Source organism: Cytobacillus spongiae (genome assembly GCF_021390075.1).
Window position 1 is genome coordinate 2,646,593 of sequence record NZ_CP089997.1, and the last position, 16,896, is coordinate 2,663,488.

Here is a 16,896-nt window from a genome sequence, read left to right on the forward strand (position 1 = left end):
ACGAATGAAACCAAGTGTTTGATTTGCACCCCATAAAAATGTTCCCTCCTTGCCGAGAACTAAAGAATCGAAAGCAATGCCTCTCATTTACAAAAAACGTGCACAAAAGAAAAACCCTTCATTCTAAGAATGAAGAGTTGTATCTTGGACTTGAAAGGAATCTTTATTATGATCATGTAATTCATGAGCTCGTTTAACTTTTCTCAGGCCGAGCCACCAAAGGAAGATCATAAAGGGAACAATAGTCATAATCCAATGCTTCTGTGATACTAAAATATAATCATAAATCCCATGAAGGAAAAAAGGAACAAAGAGGGAGAAGAAAATCCATAAGGACTTCCTTTTACGAGTAAACTTCCCCTTCCCTAAATAATATCCCATTATGACGCCGAATAAAGCATGACTTGAAACAGGTAAAAGCGCCCTCCCCAAGGCATATTGCAGACCACCAGTAAATAAATAAAAGATATTCTCCAGAGTCGCAAATCCAAGAGAAACAGATGCTCCATACACAATTCCATCATATGGCTCATCAAAGTCTACATGTTGGTAAATGGTATAAAACAAGATAAACCACTTAAAGAACTCCTCTAATAAACTGGTAGCGAAAAAGGCATTCAATAAAGGAGTCTGAATGACTTGCTCGGTTTCTAAAACATATTGGATAAACATAATCGGAAATACCAAAATGGCACCGAAAATAAATGTCTTTAATACCATGGAAACTGGCTCAGAGTTATATTGATCTCTTAGATAAAAATAACTAAGTAACGCTAAGCCGGGAGCAATACCGGCAGATAATATTCCCAGCATAAGCCGTCCTCTTTTCAATCGGTTTCTTTAATCGTATCATGTTATTATTAGAAATGAAATGAATGATTTTGATTCAAAAGTAAATATTTAGCAACCCGGAGGAGTTTTTTTATGAAGAAAAAAATCTTAGTCATCCATACAGGCGGAACGATTTCAATGAGCGAGGACCATGAAACAGGCGCTGTAACACCCAGCGAGGAAAATCCATTAACAAATCAAACATCTGCCTTATTACAGTTAGCAGATATTATGGTAGCTGAACCCTTCCATCTACCATCTCCACATATCACTCCTGCAGAAATGCTCCTTTTAAAGAACATAATTGAAGAGTATGACGAAAAGCATGGCATTGAAGGAGTTGTCATTACACATGGTACCGATACTTTAGAGGAAACCGCTTATTTCTTAGACCTTACTGTACAGTTTTCACATCCGATTGTCGTAACTGGTGCCATGCGGTCTAGCAATGAAATAGGGGCAGATGGTCTATATAACCTAATCTCTTCAATAAAAGTAGCGGCAAGTGATGAAGCACGTGATAAGGGCGTACTCGTCGTATTAAATGATGAAATACATACGGCCGAAAATGTAACCAAAACACATACAAGCAATGTTTCAACCTTTCAAAGTCCACAATATGGACCAATCGGCATTGTTACAAAAAGAGGCGTATTTTTCCACCATGCCCCAACGACACACGAGAAATATTCCATTCAACATGTATCTAAACGAGTAGCACTCATTAAAGCACATGCAGGACTAGACTCGTCCATGCTTTTTGCCTTAAGAGATATGGAATTTGATGGGGTGGTAATTGAAGCACTTGGACAAGGAAATGTTCCTCCATCCGCTGTAGAAGGCATACTTGGTTTAATCAAAAAACAAATTCCAGTTGTCTTGGTTTCAAGATGCTTCAACGGCATTGTTCAGGATATATATGGGTACGAAGGGGGGGGCAAGCACCTAAAAGATATCGGTGTCATTTTCTCAAACGGACTCAACGGCCAAAAAGCGCGCCTAAAGCTATTGATCGGCCTAGCATCCAATAGAAAGCAAAAAGAAATCGACGAAATGTTCCAAGTATAAGAATATCCGTAAGAGACTGCCACCGGTAGTCTCTTTCTTTATTCCTGATTGAAACTATTGATGATCTTGCCAAGCTCTTTTTTCGTTGTTTTGGACTTCATCGTTCATATGATGACCTTTTCTATTTCTCTTTCTCTCTGTTTTGGTCTTCATCGATCTTATGATGACCTTTACCACCTCTCTTTCTCGCTGGTTTGGCCTTCATCGATCTTATGATGACTCTTTCAACCTACTTTTCTCTCCTTTTTGGCCTTCATCGATCTTATGATGACTCTTTCAACCTACTTTTCTCTCCTCTTTGGTCTTCATCGATCTTATGATGACTCTTTCAACCTACTTTTCTCTCCTTTTTAGTCTTCATCAACCTTATTTAGCCCATTCCACCTCTCTTACTCACAGTTTTAATCTTCCTCGACTTTGTAATAATTTTTTTAGCCTCAAAAACCGGTACGTGGACATGAGGTCACCATTCGTGGTTGCGAACATCATCTATAGCACCCACCTCGCACTCCTCAACAAAAAAAGATCCGGAGCCACTCCGAATCTTTTTCCTTCATACTTCCTTATTCTCTTTCTCTAATGGCTTCTGCAATTTGTCCCCCATGGAATCGGCCGTTCTCTATGAAGATTTCATTTGCATTATTGCCTGCGGCTATAACTCCAGCGATAAAGATACCTTCTACATTCGTCTCCATTGTTTCGGGATTAAAATGAGGTCGACCTGTTTCAATGTCAATATCAACACCCATTTTCGTTAAGAATTGGTGATCGGGATGGTAGCCAGTCATGGCAAACACGAAATCATTTTGGATGCGGAGCTCTTCCCCGTTTTTCACATAAATCACTTCAGTTTCCGAAATTTCTTTGATATGGGCGGCAAACTCCAATTTGACAATCCCATTTTTCACTAACGAATCAAATTCAGGCAAAATCCATGGCTTTATACTCGGTGAATATTGGTTTCCTCTATAAATAACCGTAACCCTTGCCCCTGCTTTTGTCAGTTCAATGGCTGCATCCACGCTTGAATTTTTTCCGCCTACAACGACAACATCTTTGTCAAAGTACGGGTGTGCCTCTTTAAAGTAATGTGACACCTTCGCCAAATCCTCGCCCTTCACGTTCATATAGTTTGGATGATCATAATAGCCTGTGGCAACGACAACATATCGACAAGTATATTCAAATTGATCCGTGACAACTATAAAGTCACCATTCTCCTGCTTCGAAACATTGGTTACTTTTTCATAAGCTTGAATCCTTAGATCTTTTCTTTTAACCACTTCCCGATAGTAGACAAGTGCCTGGTTTCTTTTCGGTTTATATTCTTCTGTTACAAAAGGTACGTCCCCAATTTCTAATTTTTCACTTGTGCTAAAAAAAGTCTGGTGAGTAGGATAATGATAAATCGCGTTGACAACATTTCCCTTTTCAATCACAAGAGGATCTTTTCCCATCTCCTTTAATGCAATTGCTGCAGCTAAACCACATGGGCCGCCCCCGATAATAATGACATCCTCCATCTTCAAATTCATTCACTCCTAAACAATTTAGTCTATATACAAATTTCCTTTGAATGTACGTTTCATTTGGCTGATGCAGCAACCTCCGATAACAAAGGATGAGGTTCACTCCACAACAAGAAAGTATCCTATAGCAAAAAAATCTCCCATCTGTTTATGATAGGAGATTTTTCGCCAAGATTCAATGAAGAATGCTTGTAATATATATTAGATCCACCCTCTGAACCTAGAAGCTTCAGCCATTTTACGAACGCCAACCATATATGCGGCTAAACGCATATCTACTCGACGCGTTTCAGCCGTTTCATAAATGCTATCAAAGGATTTCACCATTACTTTTTCTAATTTTTCTTCTACTTCTTCTTCTGTCCAGTAATAGCCTTGGTTATTCTGAACCCACTCAAAGTATGATACCGTAACGCCTCCAGCTGATGCTAATACATCAGGAACGAGTAATACTCCACGTTCTGATAAAATTTGAGTAGCTTCTAATGTAGTTGGCCCATTAGCTGCTTCTACGACAATTTTAGCACGAATATTGTGCGCATTTTCTTCTGTAATTTGGTTTTCGATTGCAGCAGGTACTAGAATGTCGCAGTCTAATTCTAATAATTCTTTATTGGTAATTGTATTTTTAAATAATTTAGTTACAGTTCCAAAGCTATCTCTACGGTCCAGTAAATAGTCGATATCTAAACCATTTGGATCGTATAATCCACCGTAAGCATCTGAAATACCAACTACTTTAGCTCCTGCATCATGCATGAATTTTGAAAGGTAGCTACCAGCATTTCCAAAGCCTTGGACGACTACTCGAGCACCCTCAATATTAATCCCTTTACGCTTGGCAGCTTCACGAATACAGATGGTTACACCTTTTGCCGTTGCTGATTCACGCCCATGAGAACCACCTAATACGAGCGGTTTTCCTGTAATGAATCCAGGGGAGTTGAACTCGTCAATTCGGCTATATTCGTCCATCATCCAAGCCATTATTTGTGAATTGGTAAATACATCTGGTGCAGGAATATCTTTAGTCGGACCTACGATTTGGCTAATTGCCCGAACGTAACCGCGACTTAAACGTTCTAATTCACGGAAGGACATATCTCGTGGATCACAAACGATTCCACCTTTTCCTCCGCCATAAGGTAGATCAACAATACCACATTTTAAACTCATCCAAATAGAAAGTGCTTTTACTTCTTTCTCAGTAACATTTGGATGGAAACGGATTCCGCCTTTTGTAGGACCAACTGCGTCATTATGTTGAGCCCGGTAGCCAGTAAAGACTTTTACAGTTCCATCATCCATTCGGACAGGGATTTTTACTGTCATCATTCGAATCGGCTCTTTTAATAGCTCAAATACCTCTTCCGGATATCCAAGCTTATCTAAAGCTTTGTGAATGACAGTTTGAGTTGACTTTAAAACGTCATGTTTGTCTTCTATCGTTTTATTTTCAGTACCTTTCTCGGCTACCATGTGTAAACCTCCTAAAATAAATCACATTTGCGTTGTTGTCCGCTTTCATGACATAGTATACACTTTTGGTTGATTTATGCAAGAAGAAAAACATACTTTTCCGCTTTTTTTGATAATTTTATGAAACCGCTACCATTCCTATTATTAAAGGAATTTTCTGTTTATTTATCCTTGCCTATTCCCCTTATTTTTTCAATATAATCTTCAAAAGCTTATACACTTTCTATTCGTATTCAATCATTTACGATTTCATTGTTTTTCACATGATTCATTTTATCTATACTCTTGTTTTTCCCTTCCTTCAACTAAATCATTTATCTTTTAAGCAAGTACATTATTTACTAATAAAAAGGTTTCCATTACGTTTGTACTATAGAAAAAGGACATTCTTATGAGTGAGAGAGAGTTCACCATTCCTTTTCATCCAGTGACTTTAGGCAAAGAGACCAATCTATAGAAAAAAGAGGCAATTGCCTCTTTAATCAAAGTTATTTAATACAGTCAGACACGATAAATTGAGGTCCCTTCCTAGTTCACATTTTCAGATACACAACTTATTTAAAAAAATAGTCAATGGTTTTCACGGCTTGAGTTTTTATGATTTCCTTCCCGTATTCCATTAATCGGTGAATACTAATAAATGTTTGATTTCCGAATTCAGACAAAAGGGATACATATCGATTGATTTCTTCTTCGGGAATATCGAGATAAAGATAATAATTCCCGTCCATATGGTATAGGCTTCCTTCTGTATATTCGATGGTCCTTAGCCTTTTCGATAAAGAAATGACATGTTCAAAATCAACAAATTCGAATATGAGATCTTCATTTTGATGTGAAGCCTGCATGTTAATAAAGTCATCTGCTAATGATTCTTCATCATCTGGCTCAACCATTGTCACAATCATTATCATCCCTGAAGCCTGCATTGAAAAGATCTCAACAGCAACGGATCCAAATAACTCGACGCCAAACTCTTCACTAGCTTCCTCAAGCATTTCGTGAAATAATTGATGCCACTTTAATGTATCCTTCCAAATATCCTCTTTGGTTAACCCTCTTTCAAGAAGGTCATCCATCGTGAGAAAAATTTTTATTTTATGATCATTTAAACGTTCTAAGCGCATAGACGATGCCCCCTGCTATGAACAACTCTTGCTTTAGTCTATGAAGAATTTGCAGGTTGGTGAGTCGTCTATCTTTAACTTAGCTTTTCCTTTAACCAATTTTCCCACTCGTTTTTAACGCTACCCATAACAAATGGGTCATATTTCTTTTTTACTTCATCAGGTAAGGTGTCAATAGCAAAGCCACCTAGACCGATTTCTAGCCCTTCATGCTCTTCTTTAAGCTTTGTTGCAAGGGATAATGTAGTAGGAACATTTTCTCGCATGGTACATGAAAAGAAAATAAATTTTGGGTGCACTGTATCAATTACGACATCTATATCCTCTTCAGCGATGCTCGCACCTAAATAAATAACATCAAACCCTTTTCTTCGTAAGAACAACGTAAAAATTAATAACCCTAACTCGTGCCACTCTCCTGGTCCACATACCGCGACAGCCTTCGGTAGGATGGAATTGTGGGGAAACGAATGCAATATGATTCCAATTCGAGACCGAAGAATAGATGAAGCAAAGTGTTCATGAGCCGTTGTAATCTTGTTATGCTCCCATAGGTCCCCTATCTTAACAAGTAGTGTACCTAATATATCTACTAATACTTTGTCAATTGTATAAAGACTAAATGCTTGATTAATTAGATCATGTGCCTTTGTCTCATCAAATTGAAGCAAGGCATCTAACAGCTCGTCAGCAATAATCGTCGAACGATCTCCGCTTTCGTTTTGATGAGGTAGTTGAGGTTCTTCTGTTGAAACATCATTATTCTCAAGCAACGAAACTGCCTGACTGATCGTGAACCCTTGGTTTACTTTTGATACAAGCCATTTCAAAATTTTCACATGCTGCTCTGAGTATAAGCGGTGACCTGAATCATTCCGTTTGGGCGCAATCATCTGGTACCGTCTTTCCCAAGCTCTAAGCGTCCCTGGCTGAATTCCAAGGATTTTAGAAACCGCTTTAATATTATATTTTCCTTCTTGATTATCCATTCAAATTGCCTCCATCTACTTACATTACATCCCTTAAAGATGATTATATAGTTGTTCTCTCCTTTGTGTAAACTTTGTATAGGTTATGAACAATTATCATCTCGATGTGTGATGGTAAGCATATGAGCTTCAGCTTTTGCGCCTAAGCGAAAAGGTAAAGCTGTCGTACCATATCCATTGCTAATAAAAAGGGTCGTATGTCCTACTTCTTCTAATCCCCCTTTTTTATAAGGGCTAAACCCCAAAATATGAATTTGCCCTCCATGTGTATGACCACTTAACACTAGGCTAATTCCATGCTCTTTTTTCACCTTTGCTGTAATTCTCGGGTTGTGACTGACTAAAATTTTGAACCCTTCTTCAGCGTCTAACAATGCTAAGTCTAATCGGTCTCTTTTCATGTTCATATCGTCCACACCTAAAAGTATAAAACGGTCTCCTTCCTCTGACTCGAAGGAAACCGCTGTATTATCGAGAATTTTCACTCCACATTCTAGTAGACAGGCATCTAATTCGTGATAATCCACTTCATAGTCGTTATTTCCCCATACAAAGTAGGTTGGGCCAAGCTTTTTCAATCGCTCAATATTTTGTCTAACTCTCGAAAGCGGAACCCCTTTTTCAAGTAAGTCCCCACCAATGATTACTAAATCAACACTTTCTTTAACCTGTTCCAACAGCTGCTCAGAAACACTTCGTTTATGGATATCGGAAATAAAAAAGATTCGAACCTCACCAAAGCTTTTGGGAAATTCAGAAAAAGACATTTCACCATATACTACCCTGTTCGCAAATGCTTCCTTCACCATATATGCCAACAAGAGGATTCCTAATGCTGCTACGAATAAAATAAACTCCATGCTGTCCTCCAACACCTATCATTTCTCAATAAAATTGATTTTCTTAAAGTCTATAGAAATAATACCATAAATTAGGGATAAACAGAAAAAGACAGCGGTCTGTACAAAACCAACCTTAAATAGTAATAAAAATACTGCAACAAGAGCGTAACTTAAAGCAAAATCAAGGATATTTATTTCCTCCTTTTTCAGAAGCTTAAACGTTAACACCACGCCATCATGGATCAAATCGGCATTTGCAATAAACCCAATAATTAACACAACCATTGCAGCAAAAAAAGTAACAGGTTCCAACACCAGTTCGACTAAAAAAGAGGAAAAATCAAATGGGAAAGAAATGGGTACCCACTTAATAAATAAATACCCGCATATTAATCCTGTTACAAGCTGAAAAATTTTCTTAAGCACAAAAAATCCCTCCCATAAACAATGTATGAGAGGGGTTGAATTTATTGACTAGATTATCTAGAGGTTTTTAATCTTCTTGAATATCTAGAACTCTAAACCCAGAATCTTCTAATTTCTTGATAAAACGATCAATATTATCCTTCTTTTCTATTTTCATAACAATACGTCGAACCAATTTGTCCGTTTCATCAAACGTTACTAACGAGATAATGTGTTCATGGAATTGATGAGCAATTTCTGAAAGGCGGGCAATGCGGCCTTCTGTCTCTACCGAAGTAAAGGCAATTCGAACTCCTGGCCTATGCATTCCAAATGCAGATTGGAATTGGTCAAGCACATCAAACCGTGTCACCACTCCAAGGAAATTACGTTTCTCATCCACAACTGCTAACAATGGGAAATCCTTTAAGTCTAGAAGGGTATGCTCGAAAATTTCGTTTCCTTCTAAAAACTTTTCCTGATAGGTTGCTACATCGACTGCTAATGTATTTTGTAAAAAGTCTTCTTTATTCTGCTGAGAATTAAAGTAGCCTTCATAAATTGAATATCTTGTGATAATCCCAATATATTGCTTTCCATCTAAGATCGGCAGTCCATCCACTTGATTTTCTTCAAGCTTCTTTAAAGCAGTTGCTAAATTATCATTCTTCTCTAGAACATGACAGCTATGCTGCGGAATCATTATGCTTTTTACGAACATTCTTATCACCTCTGTGTATTTATCTCCGACACACTTATATATTTCCACATCGCTTCGAAAATACCTTTTTTCTAGCAGGGGTTTTTGAAAATATTGTTGCTATTTCGTGTCAATTAAACCTAAATGAGGGAACCCCTTAACAGGATAGAAACAAGAAAACGAACATGAAACACAAAAATTATCATACATATGAAATGACGTATTCTAAAGGAGGGCTACCAACGATGAACACACACCAAAAGGTTTACTATCCATATGTTAGTCCGTATGATCCTTGTCCACCGATTCTAGCAAAAACGTATTCGACTCCGCCAAATTTATACTTAGGCTTTCAGCCACCTAATTTACCTCAATATCCACCAATGGAAGCACTTCGTAAAGGTACACTGTGGAAAGTATTTTATGATCCGTATTATAGCCCTTATGAGAAAGCGAAGGGAGGCAATCCCTCATGACGCAAAAAAAGCTTCCAGTGGAGTTTTATGATCTAATGGAGCAATTACAAGCTGTTGACTTTGTGCTTTTGGACCTAACTCTCTATTTAGATACACATAACGGAGATTATGAGGCAATCAAGCAATACAATCATTATTCACAAGAGCGTAAGAAGCTGAAAAAGGCCATCGAAAGCAAATACGGTCCATTAATGCAATATGGACATAGTTATTCAGGATACCCTTGGAATTGGGACGATGCACCATGGCCATGGCAAATGTAGAATACAAGGAGGGCTGTCTTCATGTGGGTTTATGAAAAAAAACTTCAATATCCTGTAAAGGTAAGCACTTGTAATCCAAGACTCGCCAAATATTTGATTGAGCAATATGGCGGTGCTGACGGTGAGCTAGCTGCTGCCTTACGGTATTTAAACCAACGCTACACTGTGCCTGATAAAGTAATTGGACTGTTAAATGACATCGGTACTGAAGAGTTTGCCCATTTGGAAATGATTGCGACAATGGTGTATAAATTAACAAAAGACGCAACCCCTGAGCAGTTGAAAGAGGCTGGAATTGGAGCACATTATGCGAACCATGATAAAGCACTATTCTATCATGATGCTGCAGGAAACCCATTTACCGTTCAATATATTCAGGCCAAAGGGGATCCAATTGCAGATTTATATGAAGATATTGCAGCAGAGGAAAAGGCAAGGGCCACATACCAATGGATCATTAATATGAGTGATGACCCCGACTTAAATGATGGATTACGGTTCTTACGTGAAAGAGAAGTCATCCATTCACAACGATTCCGAGAAGCCGTTGAAATACTTAAAGATGAACGTGATCGCAAAAAATTCTTTTAATATCTTCATTCGATGATTCAGTGAGGCTGGGACATACGTATGTCAGCCAATTATATTTCCGAACGATCAGGAGTGACCTTCTTTTACTAATTCGGGTATTTTTGTTTGTTCGGAAAACGATTTTTTTATTAGTGGAATGGAGCGGAAGACACTCGACTACTAAAGGAAATAGAGGATAGGCTGAGACATACACCAAAGCGCAGCGAGGAGGCTAAGCTTCCTCCCCGCGGAAAGCGAGTGTCTGCAGTGCAGGTGGAACGAACTTGTTTTTACAACCTAACTATTTTACAAAAGTCATTGTTTGTCTTTGAGAAGGAGTCATTTAGTTATGTCCCAGCCTCATTTATTTTCATGAAAGAGGTTAATATCATAGTTTTTTTTCATCATTTCAAAGACAAGGTGTCGACTTTTCCATTCTTCTTCTCTCTTCCAAAGGTCCTTGCTCTTATCGATGATTTCACAACGCAATGCATGGAATTCTTTTTCAGCCTTTTCCCGTTTTTCCTTTAAGAGATTCATTAACCCATAAAGCCCCACAGTTAAGATCAGAAGATAAAGATTAATTGATTGATTGACATAGGCAGAAAATATCGCAAAAAAAGAATAAGAATAAGGCTCTAATATGGTGTAATACAAATATATAAAATATAAAAACGCAAGGGAAATGGTAGAATAGACTACCAATAAGTGCCTTAGCTTGTAACGATCAAACTTTTTCTTCCGCTCCACAACCTTTTGCAGCATCTGTCTTGTAGCTTGATCCGTTCTGTCGTCAAGCATAATAATCGGTGATTCCATTGGCTTCTCCCCTCCTCTCTCAAGAACAATATATGAACTTGTCCATCCGTATATGTATGAGGAAAATAAAAGTTATCCTTTAAAAATGGTTATGGTTCAATAATCCAAATAAAAAGACTGTTTCATAGAGGAGTTGCTTACTCCTGAAACAGTCTCGTTTTATTCTTCTACTAGAATTTTCAATATCTGCCCTGCTTGAATTTCATTTCCTTGAATGTTGTTCGCCTTTTTAATCTTCTCTATTCCCTCTTGTGATTGATAATATTTCATCGCAATCCTGTATAACGTTTCGTTTGCATTTACTTGATGGTACAGTACTTTCCCTTCATCTTCGGAGGCCTTATCTTCAGACTCCACTTTTGAGTTTTCATTTTTATCATCTGCATAGCTATTTGAAGTTCGCGGAGCTACAACTGTTGTTTTTGGCTTACTTTCGTCTATGTCAATTTTAGATTGATTATCACTCTGTTCAGAGGTCTCGTCCGATTTGCCTTCCTCGTCTTCTTTCTTATTCGCTTCTTTCTTCTCAATTTTCGTTTCGAAATTAACGGTTTCAAATCCACTACTCTCTCCAGCCGTTTTCTTGAAGGTAGCCTCATTGGATTTGTACGTATATATACTAAAAATCGTAATTGGAAGTAGGATGAAAATTAGAGCTAATAACTTAATGAGCGGATACTTAATTTTGAACTTATTTTTCTTTTTCTTTTCACGATGAATAGATGCTCTTGGTGGCAACCCTTTTGATGGCTTTTTTTCACTCTTGTCTACGTTTTCTATTTTTCTCCGCAATTGGTCCGCTTGATCTTTATTAGGATTTTCGTTCCTCATTCATTATCCCTTCTTTGTCCATCAGAATTGTGATCAGGTAAGAACCGTATCATACATATAAAATTACTTCTTTCGTTAATTCCCATAATACATAATTAATTTGCCGGCTTCCCCTGTTTCATTCGAATCATCACTCCAAGGAGAAAATCAATAACAAAATGCATAAAGATTGTAACAAGTAGGTTATTCGTTAGGAAATAGATGTATCCGATTAAAAAACTAAGGGCAGTGACATTGATAAATAGAAACCAATTAAATAAATAACGGTAATGAACGAGTGCAAAAATTACACTCGATAAGACTAACCCGAAGTGGGTTTGAATCACACCACGGAAGAGAATTTCTTCACTAATTGCTACCATTGCGGCAATTAGCGCAATTTGAATGACAGTTTTATTTTGAAATAACTTCTCATTTAAGCCCCCATCATCATACAAAGCTTTCGGAAGCCATTTCATTAACCATAAATCCAAGAACACAACAGCAAGTCCAGCCAATCCACCAATAGACAATATCCGCCAGTCTTCCCAAAGAAACAAGTCGAAAAATGCGGAATAGCTGTTAAATAATATAATACCTAAAATAAAGGCAATCGTTAATAGTAAAATTTGCGTAGCAAACAAATGGAAGAAGAGCTCCCGATCTGAAATTTCTTTTATGACTTGCTCATATTTATTCTTCATTATTCGACATCTCACTTATTTAATAAAATCTTAGATAAATAATTCTTCCAACTAAATCGATTTTCCGATGGTGCTTTACCCTGCACTTGCTCACGGAAATCACTCATGGCTATTCCACAACAATCACAACAATTTTCTACTTCGACTGTACGTTCCTCACCAAAATACTGTAGAATCCCTTCTCTTCTACACATACTTGTGTGAATCCAATGTGACACGGTCCTAATTTTTTCCTTTTTGAGTTGAATTCGTTTCTCCATAAGAGACTTGAATTCATCTAATGGCATTCTTGTATCAAGTGCTCCAGCGGGAGAATGTAGTACATAATCCTTAATCAATCTAAATTGAACATCTGTAAGTCCACCAATCATTTTAAGCTCTTCTTCATATTTGTCGAGTTTGTTGATTACATGGGAATGGTCAATTAGCCATTGCTCGATCCGTTCAATTTGCACTACACTTGGGAGCTCTCCCTCAGCCAGCTGAATGGGAAGCTGTTCATCCCCAGGTGCCGAAAGCAGAATTGCTATACTTGGTAGACCATCGCGGCCAGCTCTTCCGATTTCTTGAAGGTATGATTCAAGCTGTAATGGCATATGAAAATGAATAACATAGCGGATATTCTCTTTATTGATCCCCATCCCAAATGCACTTGTCGCACATATGAGATCGAGCTGGTTATGGATAAATTGCTGTTGAATAAGAATTCGGTCCTCACTTCCAAGTCCGGCATGATAGGCCATCACTCGTGATATCCCTTTTTCTTGCAGAAAATGGACTGTCTTTTCGGCCATTTTCTTACTAGAAAAATAAATAATCCCTGGACCTTGAAGATAGGACACTAGCTCTGCGAGACGGCTCATTTTCTCTTCATAATAGCTAAGATGCTCGATCCTCAGTGAAATATTTTTTCGATCAACCGAAAAAAGCACCTCTTTCCAGTCGTCCAATTGTAACGACTGAACGATATCTGCAAAAACCTCTTTTGTTGCCGTTGCTGTTAAAGCTAAAGTTAGTGGCTTATTCAATTGACTCCGTACTTCACCGAGCTTCAAATAATCCGGGCGAAAATCATACCCCCACTGGGATATACAATGGGCTTCATCTACGACAAATAGGGTAATGTTGATCCTTTTTAACGCTTCTAAAACATACGAGCTTGTCAACATTTCAGGAGAGATGAAAATAAATTTATAATAGGTTAGATGTTGAAATACCTTTTTCTTCTCTTCGTTTGTTAAGAAGGAATTAATTGCAACGACTCTCTTTTCACCACGCATTTTCATTTGGTCTACCTGATCCTGCATTAAGGAAAGTAAAGGAGAAACAATAAGAACCTGTCCATCTAGCAAATAGCCAGATAATTGATAACATAAGCTCTTCCCTGTTCCCGTTGGAAGCATAGAAATGGTATGCTGACCTCTCATGATGGATGCAATTGATTCTTCCTGTCCAGGGCGAAAATGATCAAATTGAAAATAGGTATTAAGCTGTTCCTTTAATTCCATGGCTTCTCTCCAAACTTAGCTAATACGAGACGTATTTTAAAATAGTTTAGATCATTTGTCAGCTCCCTAATATGACGAAGCTGTTTGGATGGAGCCCTTCTGGCTGCATCTAAGATCGCTACTTGTTCTGCTTTACTTACATAAGAAGAAATATCAAATGTTGCGACGTTCAAGGTAATCTCTACAATATGATCCTCGATGGTGCTTTCCTTTAATCTCCGTATATCAGCAATTGTTTTCGTAGAGTACCCTTTTTCAATCATTTCAAATGTCTTTTTGGTTGATTGGGTTAGTGGTACTTCTAGCACAAGATCAGAAAAAATAGCATATAGTATCGGAAAGTTATTTTTGTTATTCTTTGCGGTCTCAAGGATAAAATGGATTGTCTTTACAAATTCATAATGATAATAGGATGGCTCCATTTGAAGATACTCTGCTGCCTGGTATTCTGTTAACCCAATATGCTGTGATCCAGTTAAGCGAATAATGATTACTTCTGGAATAATATCGTTCGCCAGTTCTAGACAATTCACTAATTCATCATGTAATTGCTCAGCGAGCTCTTTTCGATTGGTAAAGGAAGAAATGTAATACTTTAACCAATTATGAACGTTCTCATTTCGTTGAATTGGCAAATACGTTGCATTTTGCACACTTAAGTTTGAAACAACCTGAATAAGTAGCGATAATCTTTCCCAAAAGTGCTGTGTCAGATGATGGTATTGCCATCCTTTTAAATATACTGACAGCCCCTTGGGCAACAAGGATTCCAAGACTTCTTTTCCCTTTTCGGTTATAGAATAATATAATTCTGCTTCCTCTAATATGAGCTGCCTTTCTTTTAGAACTGTTATGCAATTCTCAAACTGAATTCTTGTTATGTTTGGAAACAGCCCAAATAATGAGGTTAGCCCAAACAAATGTGCATCCTGTATCGTTTGGGATGATTTTTTTCCATTAATTAAATGAAAAATGGAGGCAGAAGTTCGTTCTCCATTAATTCTCGATAGGCAATGTAATATGATTTGGTTAAAAAAAGAAAGATCCATGTTATCACCACAATGAAAAACCCTTATGTTCAACAGGAATATGGTCATAATAAACCAAGTGGGTTTTTGAATTTTTTCCTACTACTAGTTATTTTATCATGAAAGAAAAAACAAATTGTCTTAAAATGCAAAATTTCGTCGATACATCGGCGAAATCCTTGTATGATAAGCATTCTCAATACTTTTTCTATTGAAATGTCCTACAAACAGCTATAAAATAGTCTATGAGGAACGAGTTTCCATTCATTTTGGAAGCAAATTATTAGATAACCATTTCTTTTAATCTTTGGGAGGTTTTTTCATGGCAAAATACACGATTGTAGACAAAGAAACTTGTATTGCTTGTGGTGCATGCGGAGCTGCTGCTCCAGATATTTACGATTACGATGATGAGGGCATTGCATTCGTAACGCTTGATGATAACGAAGGAATCGTTGAAATTCCAGATGTATTAATCGACGATATGATGGACGCTATGGAAGGTTGCCCAACTGATTCTATCAAAGTTGCTGATGAGCCATTTGAAGGGGACGCAACTAAATTCGAATAAGCACATGACTAAGTTAAGTTACTATTAAAGATCCTCTTTCGTTTTGAAAGGGGATTTTTTTATGCCCGAATTTTGAATACCACTTTTATCATTGAAGTATAGTTTGGGATTAACGTTACAAGAGAGCCTCCTGATATGCGTTAGCGATGAGGAAGCTTACTGGCCGCCCCCCGGAAAGCAAGTGCCTGGAGCGGAATCAATCTTCTTCACCCTTAAATCACAAAAGGGACCGAGAATGTGCTCTCAATCCCTTTTTTATCAGTAATCAATGGAACGACCTACGTCGATCAATTAACATCATGCATTTCGATAAACAGTTTGTTTTTGAATCCATGTTTGCATTTTTGTAAACATGAGCATAAACACAAGGGCAATTAACAGTCCCTTTACCACATTAAAAGGTAATATCGCAGATACAACCATTTGGCGAGTCGCTTCACTTGACATCGCAGGATAATTCAAGAAAAACGTATAAGCTGGTAAAATTACAAAATAATTTAGAACACTCATAATAACCGCCATTGAAATGGTACCTACTACTAAAGCAAATGTCATTCCTTTTAATGAATTCAATTTTTTATATAAATAGTAAGTTGGTAAAATAAACAATACGCCTGCAATAAAGTTAGCGATGTGTCCAACTGGTACACCTGTTGCACTTCCAGTCATAAAATAATCTAAAATATTTTTAAATAATTCAACTAATATTCCCGCTACAGGACCGAAGATTAACGCGGCGATCAATGCAGGAATATCGCTAAAGTCAATCATCAAATACGGTGGAAATGGTGGGATTGGAAAGTTCAACACCATTAAAACGTACGAGATACTGCTAAGCATCCCAATTGCAACTAAAGCCTTAACATTAAATTTTTTCATTTTGTTCTCTCCTTTTTAAGGACCATCCCCTAAAGAAGGAAAGGTTCAGCAATTCGCATGCATGACAAATAAAAACCCTCAAGAATACACCTTGAGGGAGAAATATCTGAAAGGCACGCTTAATAAACATTCAAAACCTGCATTTTTTGAATGTTTGCAGAACCTCCATCTTCTCCCATCCAGACTTTACTGTCGGCTTTGGAATCACACCAAATCCTGCCCCAAAAACAGGCTCGCGGGCTTAGAGAATTATCTCATCACCGCCGGTCGGGAATTTCACCCTGCCCCGAAGATAGAC

19 protein-coding genes and 1 riboswitch are annotated in these 16,896 nt (G+C 37.6%); of the genes, 5 read left to right on the top strand and 14 right to left on the bottom strand.

Translation table 11 applies throughout. The features are described from left to right. Window positions 1-123 precede the first annotated feature (123 nt). Entirely contained in the window at window positions 124-813 is a 690-nt protein-coding gene (gene prsW, locus LS684_RS13430) for a glutamic-type intramembrane protease PrsW (protein WP_233806662.1), read from the bottom strand. A gap of 111 nt (window positions 814-924) precedes the next feature. On the opposite strand from prsW, the gene LS684_RS13435 reads away from it, so the two are divergent. Then, window positions 925-1,899 carry an asparaginase gene (locus LS684_RS13435; protein WP_233806664.1) on the top strand — a complete coding sequence of 325 codons (975 nt, stop codon included), beginning with the start codon at window positions 925-927 and terminating at the stop codon, window positions 1,897-1,899. Between the two features lie 563 nt (window positions 1,900-2,462). On the opposite strand, the gene LS684_RS13440 is transcribed toward LS684_RS13435, so the two are convergent. The 7 genes from LS684_RS13440 to LS684_RS13470 all read right to left on the bottom strand — a co-directional run bounded on the left by LS684_RS13440 (window position 2,463) and on the right by LS684_RS13470 (window position 8,991). After that, entirely contained in the window at window positions 2,463-3,428 is a 966-nt protein-coding gene (locus LS684_RS13440) for a YpdA family putative bacillithiol disulfide reductase (RefSeq protein WP_233806666.1), read from the bottom strand. Window positions 3,429-3,629: 201 nt separating this feature from the next. Then, the gene (locus LS684_RS13445; protein ID WP_233806667.1) at window positions 3,630-4,907 is read right to left on the bottom strand and encodes a Glu/Leu/Phe/Val family dehydrogenase; all 1,278 of its coding nucleotides are present in this window, start codon (window positions 4,905-4,907) and stop codon (window positions 3,630-3,632) included. A gap of 554 nt (window positions 4,908-5,461) precedes the next feature. After that, on the bottom strand, window positions 5,462-6,034 hold the full coding sequence (locus LS684_RS13450; RefSeq protein WP_233806668.1) for a genetic competence negative regulator: 573 nt from the start codon (window positions 6,032-6,034) through the stop codon (window positions 5,462-5,464). Window positions 6,035-6,108: 74 nt separating this feature from the next. After that, the gene (locus LS684_RS13455; RefSeq protein WP_233806669.1) at window positions 6,109-7,023 is read right to left on the bottom strand and encodes a MerR family transcriptional regulator; all 915 of its coding nucleotides are present in this window, start codon (window positions 7,021-7,023) and stop codon (window positions 6,109-6,111) included. A gap of 83 nt (window positions 7,024-7,106) precedes the next feature. After that, the gene (locus LS684_RS13460) at window positions 7,107-7,883 is read right to left on the bottom strand and encodes a metallophosphoesterase (protein ID WP_233806670.1); all 777 of its coding nucleotides are present in this window, start codon (window positions 7,881-7,883) and stop codon (window positions 7,107-7,109) included. 18 nt (window positions 7,884-7,901) lie between these two features. Continuing rightward, complete coding sequence (locus LS684_RS13465) at window positions 7,902-8,291, bottom strand: hypothetical protein (protein ID WP_233806671.1); 390 nt, start codon at window positions 8,289-8,291, stop codon at window positions 7,902-7,904. A 67-nt stretch (window positions 8,292-8,358) separates the two neighbouring features. Continuing rightward, window positions 8,359-8,991, bottom strand: a complete 633-nt coding sequence (locus LS684_RS13470; RefSeq protein WP_233806672.1) for a CBS domain-containing protein — start codon at window positions 8,989-8,991, stop codon at window positions 8,359-8,361. A gap of 224 nt (window positions 8,992-9,215) precedes the next feature. Between LS684_RS13470 and LS684_RS13475 the strand changes: the two genes are divergently transcribed. Genes LS684_RS13475 through LS684_RS13485 form a run of 3 tightly spaced genes read left to right on the top strand, consistent with a single transcriptional unit; the run spans window position 9,216 to window position 10,300 of the window. Continuing rightward, complete coding sequence (locus LS684_RS13475) at window positions 9,216-9,446, top strand: spore coat associated protein CotJA (RefSeq protein ID WP_233806674.1); 231 nt, start codon at window positions 9,216-9,218, stop codon at window positions 9,444-9,446. Further along, entirely contained in the window at window positions 9,443-9,709 is a 267-nt protein-coding gene (locus tag LS684_RS13480; protein WP_233806675.1) for a spore coat protein CotJB, read from the top strand. The genes LS684_RS13475 and LS684_RS13480 overlap by 4 nt, the downstream gene beginning before the upstream one ends. Window positions 9,710-9,730: 21 nt before the next feature. Beyond that, window positions 9,731-10,300, top strand: a complete 570-nt coding sequence (locus LS684_RS13485; RefSeq protein WP_233806677.1) for a manganese catalase family protein — start codon at window positions 9,731-9,733, stop codon at window positions 10,298-10,300. Window positions 10,301-10,639: 339 nt separating this feature from the next. On the opposite strand, the gene LS684_RS13490 is transcribed toward LS684_RS13485, so the two are convergent. The 5 genes from LS684_RS13490 to LS684_RS13510 all read right to left on the bottom strand — a co-directional run bounded on the left by LS684_RS13490 (window position 10,640) and on the right by LS684_RS13510 (window position 15,169). Continuing rightward, window positions 10,640-11,098, bottom strand: a complete 459-nt coding sequence (locus LS684_RS13490) for a YpbF family protein (protein WP_233806679.1) — start codon at window positions 11,096-11,098, stop codon at window positions 10,640-10,642. Between the two features lie 159 nt (window positions 11,099-11,257). Beyond that, entirely contained in the window at window positions 11,258-11,929 is a 672-nt protein-coding gene (locus LS684_RS13495; RefSeq protein WP_233806680.1) for a LysM peptidoglycan-binding domain-containing protein, read from the bottom strand. A 95-nt stretch (window positions 11,930-12,024) separates the two neighbouring features. Further along, complete coding sequence (locus tag LS684_RS13500; RefSeq protein WP_233806681.1) at window positions 12,025-12,612, bottom strand: CPBP family intramembrane glutamic endopeptidase; 588 nt, start codon at window positions 12,610-12,612, stop codon at window positions 12,025-12,027. An 11-nt stretch (window positions 12,613-12,623) separates the two neighbouring features. Then, window positions 12,624-14,120, bottom strand: a complete 1,497-nt coding sequence (locus LS684_RS13505) for a RecQ family ATP-dependent DNA helicase (RefSeq protein WP_233806682.1) — start codon at window positions 14,118-14,120, stop codon at window positions 12,624-12,626. Beyond that, window positions 14,111-15,169, bottom strand: coding sequence for a YpbB family protein (locus LS684_RS13510; RefSeq protein WP_233806683.1), 1,059 nt, complete (start codon window positions 15,167-15,169; stop codon window positions 14,111-14,113). The genes LS684_RS13505 and LS684_RS13510 overlap by 10 nt, the downstream gene beginning before the upstream one ends. A 301-nt stretch (window positions 15,170-15,470) precedes the next feature. Between LS684_RS13510 and LS684_RS13515 the strand changes: the two genes are divergently transcribed. Then, entirely contained in the window at window positions 15,471-15,719 is a 249-nt protein-coding gene (locus tag LS684_RS13515) for a ferredoxin (RefSeq protein WP_233806684.1), read from the top strand. A 297-nt stretch (window positions 15,720-16,016) separates the two neighbouring features. Here LS684_RS13515 and LS684_RS13520 read toward each other — a convergent pair whose 3' ends face one another. After that, entirely contained in the window at window positions 16,017-16,598 is a 582-nt protein-coding gene (locus tag LS684_RS13520; protein WP_233806685.1) for an ECF transporter S component, read from the bottom strand. Between the two features lie 163 nt (window positions 16,599-16,761). Continuing rightward, window positions 16,762-16,896, bottom strand: a riboswitch (FMN riboswitch).

Coding starts and splice junctions, on each gene's coding strand:
- prsW (WP_233806662.1), bottom strand. CDS start 813: ATGCTGGGAATATTATCTGCCGGTATTGCTCCCGGCTTAGCGTTACTT.
- LS684_RS13435 (WP_233806664.1), top strand. CDS start 925: ATGAAGAAAAAAATCTTAGTCATCCATACAGGCGGAACGATTTCAATG.
- LS684_RS13445 (WP_233806667.1), bottom strand. CDS start 4,907: ATGGTAGCCGAGAAAGGTACTGAAAATAAAACGATAGAAGACAAACAT.
- LS684_RS13450 (WP_233806668.1), bottom strand. CDS start 6,034: ATGCGCTTAGAACGTTTAAATGATCATAAAATAAAAATTTTTCTCACG.
- LS684_RS13455 (WP_233806669.1), bottom strand. CDS start 7,023: ATGGATAATCAAGAAGGAAAATATAATATTAAAGCGGTTTCTAAAATC.
- LS684_RS13460 (WP_233806670.1), bottom strand. CDS start 7,883: ATGGAGTTTATTTTATTCGTAGCAGCATTAGGAATCCTCTTGTTGGCA.
- LS684_RS13470 (WP_233806672.1), bottom strand. CDS start 8,991: ATGTTCGTAAAAAGCATAATGATTCCGCAGCATAGCTGTCATGTTCTA.
- LS684_RS13475 (WP_233806674.1), top strand. CDS start 9,216: ATGAACACACACCAAAAGGTTTACTATCCATATGTTAGTCCGTATGAT.
- LS684_RS13480 (WP_233806675.1), top strand. CDS start 9,443: ATGACGCAAAAAAAGCTTCCAGTGGAGTTTTATGATCTAATGGAGCAA.
- LS684_RS13485 (WP_233806677.1), top strand. CDS start 9,731: ATGTGGGTTTATGAAAAAAAACTTCAATATCCTGTAAAGGTAAGCACT.
- LS684_RS13490 (WP_233806679.1), bottom strand. CDS start 11,098: ATGGAATCACCGATTATTATGCTTGACGACAGAACGGATCAAGCTACA.
- LS684_RS13495 (WP_233806680.1), bottom strand. CDS start 11,929: ATGAGGAACGAAAATCCTAATAAAGATCAAGCGGACCAATTGCGGAGA.
- LS684_RS13500 (WP_233806681.1), bottom strand. CDS start 12,612: ATGAAGAATAAATATGAGCAAGTCATAAAAGAAATTTCAGATCGGGAG.
- LS684_RS13505 (WP_233806682.1), bottom strand. CDS start 14,120: ATGGAATTAAAGGAACAGCTTAATACCTATTTTCAATTTGATCATTTT.
- LS684_RS13510 (WP_233806683.1), bottom strand. CDS start 15,169: ATGGATCTTTCTTTTTTTAACCAAATCATATTACATTGCCTATCGAGA.
- LS684_RS13515 (WP_233806684.1), top strand. CDS start 15,471: ATGGCAAAATACACGATTGTAGACAAAGAAACTTGTATTGCTTGTGGT.
- LS684_RS13520 (WP_233806685.1), bottom strand. CDS start 16,598: ATGAAAAAATTTAATGTTAAGGCTTTAGTTGCAATTGGGATGCTTAGC.